Source organism: Mesorhizobium sp., assembly GCF_004962925.1.
Lineage (GTDB): Bacteria > Pseudomonadota > Alphaproteobacteria > Rhizobiales > Rhizobiaceae > Mesorhizobium.
Genome location: NZ_SUEO01000143.1, coordinates 6,119 through 16,812 on the forward strand (window position 1 = coordinate 6,119; position 10,694 = coordinate 16,812).

The 10,694-nt window shown below is 62.6% G+C and carries 10 protein-coding genes and 1 pseudogene; 6 read left to right on the forward strand and 5 right to left on the reverse strand.

What is annotated here, in order from left to right; genetic code table 11:
• Positions 1 to 2,103, reverse strand: a pseudogene (locus tag E5W87_RS24155) (kinesin); the annotation flags it as partial.
• 274 nt (positions 2,104 to 2,377) lie between these two features.
• Between E5W87_RS24155 and E5W87_RS24160 the strand changes: the two are divergent.
• From E5W87_RS24160 to E5W87_RS24170, 3 genes are all read left to right on the forward strand, one after another.
• Positions 2,378 to 2,746 carry an Hpt domain-containing protein gene (locus E5W87_RS24160; protein ID WP_292403214.1) on the forward strand — a complete coding sequence of 123 codons (369 nt, stop codon included), beginning with the start codon at positions 2,378 to 2,380 and terminating at the stop codon, positions 2,744 to 2,746.
• A 100-nt stretch (positions 2,747 to 2,846) separates the two neighbouring features.
• A complete protein-coding gene (locus E5W87_RS24165; protein WP_006334837.1) occupies positions 2,847 to 3,167 on the forward strand; it encodes a 2Fe-2S iron-sulfur cluster-binding protein in 321 nt (106 codons plus the stop codon).
• Between the two features lie 205 nt (positions 3,168 to 3,372).
• Positions 3,373 to 4,401 (forward strand): NAD(P)/FAD-dependent oxidoreductase, encoded by a 1,029-nt coding sequence (locus E5W87_RS24170; RefSeq protein WP_292403217.1) that lies wholly within the window; start codon positions 3,373 to 3,375, stop codon positions 4,399 to 4,401.
• An 11-nt stretch (positions 4,402 to 4,412) separates the two neighbouring features.
• On the opposite strand, the gene E5W87_RS24175 is transcribed toward E5W87_RS24170, so the two are convergent.
• Both E5W87_RS24175 and E5W87_RS24180 read right to left on the reverse strand, forming a co-directional pair.
• Complete coding sequence (locus E5W87_RS24175) at positions 4,413 to 5,897, reverse strand: MDR family MFS transporter (protein ID WP_292403220.1); 1,485 nt, start codon at positions 5,895 to 5,897, stop codon at positions 4,413 to 4,415.
• Positions 5,898 to 6,162: 265 nt separating this feature from the next.
• Complete coding sequence (locus E5W87_RS24180) at positions 6,163 to 6,780, reverse strand: DUF922 domain-containing Zn-dependent protease (protein WP_292403222.1); 618 nt, start codon at positions 6,778 to 6,780, stop codon at positions 6,163 to 6,165.
• An 84-nt stretch (positions 6,781 to 6,864) separates the two neighbouring features.
• Here E5W87_RS24180 and folP point away from each other — a divergent pair, with 84 nt between their 5' ends.
• From folP to folK, 3 genes are all read left to right on the forward strand, one after another.
• Positions 6,865 to 7,707 carry a dihydropteroate synthase gene (gene folP, locus E5W87_RS24185; RefSeq protein ID WP_292403224.1) on the forward strand — a complete coding sequence of 281 codons (843 nt, stop codon included), beginning with the start codon at positions 6,865 to 6,867 and terminating at the stop codon, positions 7,705 to 7,707.
• A 112-nt stretch (positions 7,708 to 7,819) separates the two neighbouring features.
• Positions 7,820 to 8,179, forward strand: a complete 360-nt coding sequence (gene folB / locus E5W87_RS24190; RefSeq protein WP_095485333.1) for a dihydroneopterin aldolase — start codon at positions 7,820 to 7,822, stop codon at positions 8,177 to 8,179.
• Entirely contained in the window at positions 8,163 to 8,675 is a 513-nt protein-coding gene (folK, locus tag E5W87_RS24195; protein WP_292403227.1) for a 2-amino-4-hydroxy-6-hydroxymethyldihydropteridine diphosphokinase, read from the forward strand. The genes folB and folK overlap by 17 nt, the downstream gene beginning before the upstream one ends.
• A gap of 49 nt (positions 8,676 to 8,724) precedes the next feature.
• Here the strand turns inward: folK and E5W87_RS24200 are convergent, their stop codons facing one another.
• Both E5W87_RS24200 and E5W87_RS24205 read right to left on the reverse strand, forming a co-directional pair.
• Complete coding sequence (locus tag E5W87_RS24200; protein ID WP_292403229.1) at positions 8,725 to 9,273, reverse strand: DUF924 family protein; 549 nt, start codon at positions 9,271 to 9,273, stop codon at positions 8,725 to 8,727.
• 17 nt (positions 9,274 to 9,290) lie between these two features.
• Positions 9,291 to 10,694 (reverse strand): cation:proton antiporter (locus tag E5W87_RS24205; protein ID WP_292403232.1); only part of this gene is annotated, 1,404 nt, incomplete at its 5' end.

Consider the following 10,694-nt stretch of genomic DNA (forward strand, 5'->3'; position numbering starts at 1 on the left):
CTGTCGGCCAGCTTGCCGAGATCGGCCTCGAGAGCGCGTGAAAGAATACTGCGGCCTTCGGCCAGCTTTCCAACATGCCCGGCAACCATTTCGTCAATGATCGTGCGGGCTTGTACAAGTTTTCCGGAGTCTTCGTTCAGGGCCTGTGAAAGCCTGTTGCGGCCCTCTTCGAGCCTTTCGAGATGGCTGCCGAGCGAAGCATCGATGGTGGCGCGCGATTCGTTGACCTTGCGCAGATCCTCTTCCAGCGCGCGCGAGATCAGGCTGCGGCCTTCGGCAAGCTTCTGCACCTGGTCGGTGACGGCCGCGTCGATGCCGGCGCGGCTTTCGGCGAATTTCGCCAGATCGTCGTGCATTGCCGCTGCCATGCGTTCGCGGCTCTCGGAAAGCTTGCGGCTGTGGTTCTCGACGGCTTCCTCGATGCCGACACGGGCATCGGCAAGCCGCCACATGACGGGCCGCTTCCATGCGCCCGGCGAAATCGCCGGCGCGTGCTTCAAGCATGGACGAGGTCGACGAAACGATGTCGGCCATGTCGGCGCCGATCTGGGTCTTGCCCTGATCGATCATCGCCGACAGCGTCTCCTTGCTTTCCTGGAAGGTGTGGGCGATTTCGCGCGCGCGCTCGACCAGGGTCTCGTTGATCTGGCGTGCGCGGGCCTCGAGCGCGGCGTTGAGCTTCTGGGTGCCGGTGTCCAGCGCTTCGGCGCGGGTCTGGAACTCACTAATCAGCGTCTGGCCGCGTTCGGCCAGCGTCCGCTCGATGCCGTTAAGGCTGGCTTCAAATTCGGAGTTGAGCGTGCGCGCGGCGCCGCCGAGCAGCGACACCATGCCGGAGGTCCGATCGTCGAGCAGATCGGTCAGCGACCGGGTGAGGCCGTCGGTCGTGTCCGTCAGCTTGGCGATGCGCGTATCGAGAAGGCTGGCGAAGGCTTCGCCGGAGGTCGACAGGCGGTCCGTGATCGATTCGAGCCGGCCTTCCACCGAATCGAAGATCGACATCGAGCTCTGGTTGATCCTGTCGATCAGCGTGTCGCCGGAATTGGTGATGGTCATCGACAGGTTGGTCGAGGCGTTGAGAATGCTGTCGCGAATGATGTCGCTGGCAGCCCCGATCTCGTCCTTCAGCGTCTCATGCGCGCCGGTGATCGAGGCGCGCACGCGTTCGGCGTGGGTGACCACCGCTTCGCGCTCGCTGCCCAGCCCGTCGACAAGCGAGCGGATGCGGGATTCATTCTCCGAGTAGGAGCGTTCGATCTGGTTCACCTCGCTGTGGACCAGGGTTTCGAGTTCGACGGCTCGCGCAAGCGTGCGCTCGATGCCTTCACCCATGGCCGCCACCTCGCGGCGAACGGCCTGCCCGATCATCATGACGCGATCCTGGGCGATATTTTCCGGCTCGGTCAGGCGGAAGGCCACTTCCGTCATCGACTGAGCGGCGATGCGCATTTCCTGGGCGCGGCGAATCATGGCTGCAAACGCCCAGAACAGGAGGACGGGCAGGATCGCAGCGGCCGCCAGGCCGATCAGTTCAGGACGGGCGAAAAACTGGTCGGGCGTGCGGATTTGCCAAATGCCTGGTCCAAACAGCAGATTGGCCAATGCACCGGCGCCTGCGATCCAGGCGAGCGAAACGAGCGCCACGACCCAGTAGATCGTGTTCGAGGCACGCCGATTGAGGGTGTGCAGCAGCGTTTTGTAATCTTTTTGACGAGGGTCATTGGCTGGCGTGAAACCCGCCGGCTGCGGGCCGTTGCGCGTTTCCACAGGGCGCAGTTCAGCCGGCTTGGCCTTTGCCGCAGGCTGTGCTTTCTGGTCCTGGGCTTTCTGATCCTGGTTGGCGGCAGGCTCCGCCTTCTGGCTCTGGTTGGCGACAAGCTCGGCATTCTGGCCTTGGTTGGCGACAGGCTCGGCATTCTGGTTGCGGCCTTCGCGTGCCAACTCGTCGGCAGCCTGCGATATCTGCGCTTCCAGATCCTCCATCGATGCCGCGATGTCGAGGTCGCCGCCGGCATCCCCGCTCAGATCGATATCAAGTGCTTTTTCGAGTTCCCTGGCTACGTCGCTGTCGAGCGTTCTTGTCGTCGTTGTTTTCTTCGCCATGCCTTCGCTACCCTGTACAAGCTGCCGCGGGACTTATTGATTCTGCTTGTCGTGTCCCACGCAAGAGGCTGAAAATGGACCTGTCGTATCGTAATGACACACCGGGGTAAAGAAAACATGCATTCGGTGCGATACGTAAAACTTTAAATATAAGGTTAACAAAACTGTGATTCCGGCGCCGTTATCGCAACATTTTTCCGGGCCAATCATTAACCCGTCGTCCACAGGATGCGCCTATTTTTTTGCGGCAGTCGAACAACGGAGTTGCAGATTCATGCGTGGCGAAAACGGCATTGCCTTCTCGATGCCCGGCGGCGACGTGTCGGGAACGGCCGGGTCGCGGCCGGTGGACCTGGCGCATCTCGCGCGCCAGACGATGGGCGACCGCAGCCTCGAGCAGGAGGTGCTGGCGCTGTTCGTGCAGCAGGCGCTGTCCGTTCGCGACAAGATCGTCGACGCCGATGTGAGGCAACGACTGCTTCTGGCGCACGGGCTGAAGGGCTCGGCGCGTGGCATCGGCGCCTTCCCCATTGCCGATTGCGCTAGCGCGATCGAACTTCAGCCTGAAGATACCAACACCCTTAAGCGGCTTGGCTCCCTGATCGAAGAAGTTCGCGATTTCGTCGCCGCCATCAGCCGTTAAACCCATTTCCGAAAAAAACGGCATAGAGCGCCGCTTTTGCGCGGCAGTTGACTTGTCTGCCGGAGTGATTATCTCGGCTGAGACTCCCTTCAGGTGACAAATGACCAAGCTGACCTTCATCGCCCATGACGGCACACATTTTGACGTGGATGCCGAAAACGGCTCGACCGTCATGGAAAACGCGATCCGCAACGCCGTGCCGGGGATCGAGGCCGAATGTGGTGGCGCCTGCGCCTGCGCGACCTGCCATGTCTATGTCGACGAGGCATGGACGGCAGAGGTCGGCGAGCCGGAGGCGATGGAAGAGGACATGCTGGACTTCGCCTACGACGTCCAGCCGAACTCGCGGCTCTCCTGCCAAATCAAGGTGCGCGACGCTCTCGACGGCCTGGTTGTGCGCGTGCCCGCGCGCCAAGGCTGAGTGAAGGCTGAAGCGCGGGGTTTATAGCCGATTTTTCCGGCCCCGGCTTGGCAGCGGGCCAATGGTCATGCAGTGTCGCGCCGTTCTCTACAGTGCCATGCGCCCGCTTGGACGCGCAAAGGACGCTGTAGCACTGTGATTGGCGCATGATCCCCAGCGAAAATCGATTCCGATTTTCAAGGCCCTGCGCATCGAAGGCGCATTCATGACCGATACTACCAGGACGGACGTATTGATTGTCGGGGCAGGGCCTGTCGGCCTGTTCGCCGTGTTCGAGCTCGGCCTCTTCGATATGAAATGCCATCTGATCGACATACTCGACCGGCCCGGCGGGCAATGCGCCGAACTCTATCCAGAAAAGCCGATCTACGATATTCCCGGCTGGCCATCGATCTCGGCGCAGGGCCTGGTCGACAAGCTGCTTGAGCAGATCGCGCCGTTCAAGCCCGACTTCACCTTTAACCGCATGGTCTCAAGTCTTGAAAAGCTCGAGGACGGCAGCTTTCGCGTCATCACCGACGAGAACGAGGTGTTTGAAGCCAAGGTTGTGGTTATCGCTGCCGGCGGCGGCTCGTTCCAGCCGAAGCGGCCGCCGATCCCTGGCATCGAGCCTTATGAAGGCAAGAGCGTCTTCTACTCGGTTCGCCGAATGGAGGAATTTCGCGGCCATGACCTCGTCATCGTCGGCGGCGGCGATTCGGCGCTCGACTGGACGCTGAACCTGCAGCCGGTGGCCAAGAGCGTGACGCTGGTCCACCGGCGGCCGGAGTTCCGTGCAGCGCCCGACAGCGTCAACAAGATGTACGCCATGCAGGAGATGAAGGAACTGGATTTCCAGGTCGGGCAGGTGACGGGACTGACCGGCACGGACGGCCAACTTTCCTCCGCGACCATCAAGGGACCGGACGGTGACACCGAGGTGCCGTGCACACGCATGCTGCCGTTCTTCGGCCTGACCATGAAGCTCGGGCCTATCGCCGAGTGGGGGCTCAATCTTCATGAGAACATGGTCCCGGTCGACACCGAGAAATTCCAGACGTCGGTACCGGGCATCTTTGCCGTCGGCGACATCAACTGGTACCCCGGCAAGCTGAAGCTGATCCTGTCGGGCTTCCATGAGGTCGCCCTGATGGCGCAGGCAGCCAAGCGCATCGTCAGCCCCGGCGAGCGCATCGTATTCCAGTATACGACCTCGTCGACCAGCCTGCAGAAGAAGCTCGGCGTCGCCGGCTAGGCGCTCCGCTCTTACTCCACGAGAATCGACGCCGCAGTCTCGGCATGGCCGCGCAGCGGCTTCTCCGGCATCAGGCCGAGCGTGACTAGCGATACGAGCAGCGTCGCCGCAGCGGCAAGAAAGATCATCACGAACGGTGTGGCCGATGCGGTATGGCCGGCCGCCTGCGCGCCTTCGCTGGCCAACGGCAGGCCGTAGCCGAGGGCGACCGCGCCGAGCATGGCGACGCCAAGCGCGCTGCCCAGCGAGCGAAGGAAGGCCAGCACGCCGGTCGCGACACCAAGATGCGGGCGGTCGACGGCGTTCTGGACCGCAATGGTGACAACCGGAAACGTCGTCCCGGCACCCAGGCCTATGCAGGTCGTCAGAACCTCGACAACCGCCAGCGAGGCATGTCCGGCAACAAGGCTGAGCAGGCCGAGGCAGCCAATAGCGAAGATCGTTCCTGCCACCGCGATGCGCTTGTAATGGACGAAGCGCGGTATCATGCGGCCGCTGAATGTCGCGCCGGCGACGGTGCCGAGCAACAGCCCGAGCACCGCGATGCCCGAATTGCTGACCGAGAGACCAAGGATCGACTGCAGATAGACGGGCAGGTAGACCGCCAGGCCGACATTAGCGGCCTGCAGCAGGAACATTGAAAGCGTGCCGGCAAGCACGATCGGATTGCCGAGCACTTCGAGCGAGATCAGCGGCTCGGCGGCGCATATGAGCCGCAGCGCAAACGCGCCGCCAAAGACCGCCGAGCAGGCGAGCAGCCCGAGGATTTCGCGCGACGTCCAGGGGTAGGCGCTGCCGCCCCAATTCAGTGCAAGAAGCAATAGCGCGGTGGCCACGACAAGAAGCAGCGCGCCGAGGCCGTCGATGCGGTGATGCTTTGCGGCGACCGGCAGCTTCTTGAGCGGCTTGTTGATGATCGCCATGGCCAGGAGGCCGAGCGGGATGTTGATCCAGAAGATCAGCGACCAGTGCAGATGTTCGGCGAAGGTGCCGCCGAGCAGCGGCCCGGCGATGCTGGCAACCGCCCATGTGCCTGCGATCCAGGCCGCGTAACGTGCCCGTTCGCGCGGTGGAACGAGGTCGCCGATCACGGTTTGCGTCAGGGCGAACAGGCCGCCACCGCCGGCGCCCTGGATCGCTCGTCCAACAACCAGGACGAGCATGTTGGGGGCCATGGCGCTGACAAGCGATCCGGCGAGAAAGATGAGGATTGCCGCATAGACGGTCGGCCGGCGGCCGTAGACGTCGGAGATCTTGCCGTAGAGCGGCGCCGTGGCGGTCGCGGTTAGGAGGTAGCCGGTCACGATCCACGGCAGATATTCGGCATGCCCAAGCAAATGCGCGATGGTCGGCATTGCCGGCGCGACGATGGTCTGGTCGAGCGCCGCCAGCAGCATCGACAGCAGCACGCCGCCGATGATGGCGTTCTTTTCACTTTCCGTCAGCGGCGACGCCTCTATCGGCGCCGTGGCCGCTTCGCTGACAGCTTTGTCCATCGATCCACTCCGTCCGCCTGCTGGCGACACTGTTTCCAGAGGAAGAGCCGAAGCCGTCCGTCTAAGCGCCGGTGACGGCGACAGGCCGGAAACCCTCTGAATTGGGCTGTGGACCTCGTTGGGGCAACGGGGCTTCGAATCCCGCCAGGCGGGATCGCCGGCCGGCATGCGTTTCGTATAACAGCGGCGTGGCAATAGCAGGCGATCCCTGATGTGTCGAGGCGACAGCCCTGCCGGTGCCTAAATCGTTACCATCTGGCCTGAGCTAACCCGGCAGCCGACCGTTCTCGATGCGCTCCATGCGATAGCGCAGCAGCCGCAGGATGCGGCTTTCGAAATTGATGGTTTCGACGCGATCGAATTGCACCTGGGCCCGGTCGTGCTTGGCAAGAATAGCGGCGGCGATCTCCGCGGCCTTGGCCTTGGCCTCCTGGCAATTCTTTCGTGGGTAGGTCGCCTTCAGCGCATCCTCGAGTTCGCGCGCATGGTTCTTGGCGATCTCGACATGGCGGTCCTCATGGCGCTTGATGTCGGCCGACAATGTATCCCAGAACAGCCTTACGCCCGCATCAGCCTTGCGCGAGCGGCGCCACTCGGGGAGGATCACCTTGACCTTGACGGTGACGTCGGCGTCGGCAATCCGGCAGGAATTAGATTTTTCCGCATAGCTGACGCGGGTGGTGAACGCCATCTGCGTGGCGCCTGGATGCCGCATCCCGGTGCTTTTCACCCGGGGCCCGAGTTTCGTAAGCTGGGTTCCGATGTCATCGAGGGTTCTGCCGCCGATGCTGAAGTAGCTGTATGTCTTTACTAGGCTCGCCGTGCCCGCCGGCAAGGCGGAAAAAGCCAGCATCAGGGCGCAAAGCAAGGATCGTTTCATCATGTTGCCTCTTTGCCCACCTTGCGTTACGGCCGTTGCCGGCGCAACGGAATTGATCTTTGGCGGATCATACATGGTTGATGGACAATGACGACAGGGCGATGGCAGCTTGCGCATGGGCGCCATCTCGACCTTGGCAGCAAGGCCGTGGTCGTCGGTATCCTCAATGTCACGCCGGATAGTTTTTCCGACGGAGGGCTGTTCGTTGCGCCCGAACAGGCGATGGCGCAGGCGCGCCGCATGATGGAAGAGGGAGCCTCGGTCATTGACGTCGGTGGGGAATCGACACGCCCCGGCGCATCTCCGGTAACCATCGAGGAAGAGCAGGCCCGCGTGCTGCCAGTCATCGAGGCGCTGGCCAGGCTTGGCAACGCGCTGATTTCGGTCGACACCTATCGCGAGGACACCGCCCGGCTTGCCGTCGCCGCCGGCGCGCACATCGTCAACGATGTCTGGGGCCTGCAGCGCGAACCTGATATAGCGCGGGTCGCGGCCGAGACCGGCGCCGGGCTTATCGTTATGCACACCGGGCGTGACAGGCAAAAACTGCCCGACGTGATCGAGGATCAGTTTTTCTTCCTCAGGAAATCATTGGAAATCGCCCGGCGAAGCGGCGTTGCCGACGACCAGATCGTGCTCGATCCGGGCTTTGGCTTTGCCAAGGAAACAACGGAGGAAAATCTCGACCTGATGGCACGGTTTTCCGAACTCGATGCGTTGGGCTTTCCGCTGATGGCGGGCACATCGCGAAAGCGCTTCATCGGCGCCGTCACCGGCCGCGACGCTTCGGCCAGGGGCGCCGGAACAGCGGCGACGAGCGTCATCCTGAGACTCAAGGGCGCGCAGCTATTTCGCGTCCACGATGTCGCAATCAATGTGGATGCGTTGGCGCTTGCGGATGCTATGCTGGCGCGTGAAACCACCGCATAGGCGCGAAAATCGGAATCGATTTTCGGCGCGATGCGTAGATTTAAAGCGTTAGAGCGTCGTTTTGTGCATCCAAGTGGACGCGCGTCGCTCTAATCGAGCGGGACGCTGAGCGATGTATGTCATCCGCATGAAGAACTGCGCCTTCTTCGCCCGGCACGGCGTGCTGGATGAGGAGGAGACGCTCGGCCAGCGCTTCTATGTCGACGCTGCGCTCACCGTCGAGCCCGGCCGCGCTCTGGTCGATGATTCCATCGAGGATACCGTCCACTATGGTATCGCCTTCGGGGTGATCGAAAGGATCATAACCGGGGAGAGGCGTTTTCTGATAGAAGCGCTGGCGTTGGAGGTGGCGCGGGCGCTGACGGCCCGGTTTCCCCAGATCAAAAAGGCCGAGATCACTGTGCGCAAGCCGAACGCGCCGGTTCCCGGGGTGCTCGATCATGTCGAGGTGACCGTTGTCTGGCCCGAATAACACTGTCTATCTCAGCCTTGGCGGCAATATCGGCGACCCGGCAAGGTCGATGGGCGCGGCGCTGCGCATGCTGGATGCCGACGAGAATACGCGCGTCGTCGTCGTTTCCTCGCTTTACCGCACGCCACCCTGGGGCAAGCTCGACCAACCGGATTTTCTCAATACGGCTGCCGAAATTTCGACTGCGCTCGCACCACATGCATTGCTCGATCTCTGTCTCGACGTTGAGCGCAGACTGAAACGGGTGCGCGAGGAGCGCTGGGGTCCACGCCTGATCGACGTCGACATTCTGGTGTTCAGCGATCGGATCATCCACGAAACCGGGCTGGAAGTGCCGCATCCGCGTATGCTGGAGCGCGCCTTCGTTCTGGCACCGCTGGCCGAGATCGCGCCTGGCCTCACCGTCGGCGGCAGAAGCGTACAGGAGCGGCTTGCCGCTCTCGACAGCGCCGGCATCGAGCAATTGCCGTCTGGCCGGGATTGGTGGCTGGCCTAAAGCATCGGACCCAAAACCGGTAACCACTTTTGGGTCCGATGCACTGAGCTCAGCCGGAAAATCCGCCGACGTCGAGGAAGACCTGTTCTTCCGGCGTCGTCTCGCGGCCAAGCATCCTGTTTCGATGCGGAAAGCGGCCGAAGCGCTGAATGATCTCAAGGTGCTCGATCGCATATTTCAGATAGGATTGAGCTTTGGCGGTAAAGAGGTCCATCGATTTGAGCTGGTCGGCGAGATGCTCCGAATGCTCATACGGCAAATAGAGGAAGGCGCGCAGGTCTTCGTCGAGCGCCAGATCCTGGCCGGCGGCGATCGCCTTTTCGGCAAAATGCCGTGCCAGCGGATCGGTGGCATACATATGGCCGGTGCCACGAAAGCAGTTTCGCGGGAACTGATCGAGCAGGATCATCAGCGCCAGTGAGCCTTCGGCTTGCTCAGACCAGTCGTCACATTCGCGCCGCGCGGCGGCGTAATGCAGATCGAGAAACCGGTTGCGGAACTCCGCATCGAAGCCGTCATGCTTCTCGAACCATGCATCCTTCCCGGCGTCACGCCAGAATTTGGTGACGGAAAGCGCGCGCTCGTCCGGTTCGGTCATCTATTTGCTCCACGTGTTTAGTCCGCAGGCTCGGATTTGTGCAGAACGCCGGCGGTCTCTTCATTAAGCGCCTGACCGGTGCGGCGCGGCTGGCTGAGCGGGGTCGGAATGGGCGTGCCGATATTGCCCTTGAGGAAGCGCGCTCCGGCGCGAACGCCTTCGGCGAGCTGCAACTCGAAACGCGCGGCATCGCGGTGGCGGACATCCTCGATCACCTCGGCGACTTCCGCCGGGTCGACGCCCAGCGCCTCCAGTGTGGAGCCGCCGAAGACAAGCGCTGATTCGAAGGTTTCGCGAATTTGGAAATCGACGCCGGCACGTATCAACTGCAGTGCTGTTCCGCGGTCGAAGGCTCGTGCCAGCACGGTCAGCAGGGGAAACTCTGCCGTGATGAGCTCTGCGATGCGGACGGCGACATCGGGCTTGTCGACGCAGATCAACACGGCGCGCGCGCGGCCGGCGCCTGCGGCGCGCAGAATGTCCAGCCGCGTGCCGTCGCCATAATAGACCTTGAAACCGAAATCGGCCGCCGCCTGGATCATCTCGACCTCATTGTCGATGATCGACACATCGATCCCGCGCAACAGCAGCGGTTGGCTGGCGATCTGGCCGAAGCGGCCGAAGCCGATGATCAGCACGCTGCCGGTAAGGCCGTCGGCGATGTCGACGCCCTCGAGCGACTGCTCGTCGCGCGGCGTCAAATACCGCAACGCCAAGGTGGCCAGCGGTGTCAGCACCATGGAGATGATGACAATCGCCGTCAGGGTCGCGTTAGCCTGGCTGTCGATGATGCCGACGGTCGCGGCGGCGGAATAGAGAACGAAGGCGAATTCGCCGCCTTGCGCCATGAAGACGGCACGCTCGATCGCTTCCCGGTGACCGGTCTTGAGGATGCGGGCGACGAGATAGATGCCTATCCCCTTTATCACCATGTAGGCGACGACGTAGACGGCGACAATCCGCCAGTTATCGGCGACCACACGTAGGTCGAGCGACATGCCGACCGCAAGGAAGAACAGCCCGAGCAGCACGCCGCGGAACGGTTCGATGTCGGCCTCCAGTTGATGGCGGAAGGTGGATTCCGACAACAGCACGCCAGCCAGGAAAGCCCCCATCGCCATTGACAGGCCGCTGAGCTGCATGACAAGCGCCGACCCCAGAACGACCAGAAGAGCGGCAGCGGTCATCACCTCGCGGGCGCGGGCATCCGCCAGGATGCGGAAGAACGGATTGAGGAGGAAACGCCCGGCCAGCACCAGCCCGAGGATGGCGGCAAGGCCGATGCCCACCTCCGTCAGGCGCTGCGTCAAGCTCATATCGGCGCCGCCCGGTGCCAGAAAGGCGATCAGGGCCAGCAGCGGCACGATCGCCAGATCCTCGAGCAGCAGGATAGAAACGATGCGCTGGCCTTTGGGCGCGGC

Bases quoted from the DNA above. Each gene is read 5' to 3' on its own strand.
- E5W87_RS24160 (WP_292403214.1), top strand. From the start codon at position 2,378: ATGCGTGGCGAAAACGGCATTGCCTTCTCGATGCCCGGCGGCGACGTG.
- E5W87_RS24165 (WP_006334837.1), top strand. From the start codon at position 2,847: ATGACCAAGCTGACCTTCATCGCCCATGACGGCACACATTTTGACGTG.
- E5W87_RS24170 (WP_292403217.1), top strand. From the start codon at position 3,373: ATGACCGATACTACCAGGACGGACGTATTGATTGTCGGGGCAGGGCCT.
- E5W87_RS24175 (WP_292403220.1), bottom strand. From the start codon at position 5,897: ATGGACAAAGCTGTCAGCGAAGCGGCCACGGCGCCGATAGAGGCGTCG.
- E5W87_RS24180 (WP_292403222.1), bottom strand. From the start codon at position 6,780: ATGATGAAACGATCCTTGCTTTGCGCCCTGATGCTGGCTTTTTCCGCC.
- folP (WP_292403224.1), top strand. From the start codon at position 6,865: ATGACGACAGGGCGATGGCAGCTTGCGCATGGGCGCCATCTCGACCTT.
- folB (WP_095485333.1), top strand. From the start codon at position 7,820: ATGTATGTCATCCGCATGAAGAACTGCGCCTTCTTCGCCCGGCACGGC.
- E5W87_RS24200 (WP_292403229.1), bottom strand. From the start codon at position 9,273: ATGACCGAACCGGACGAGCGCGCGCTTTCCGTCACCAAATTCTGGCGT.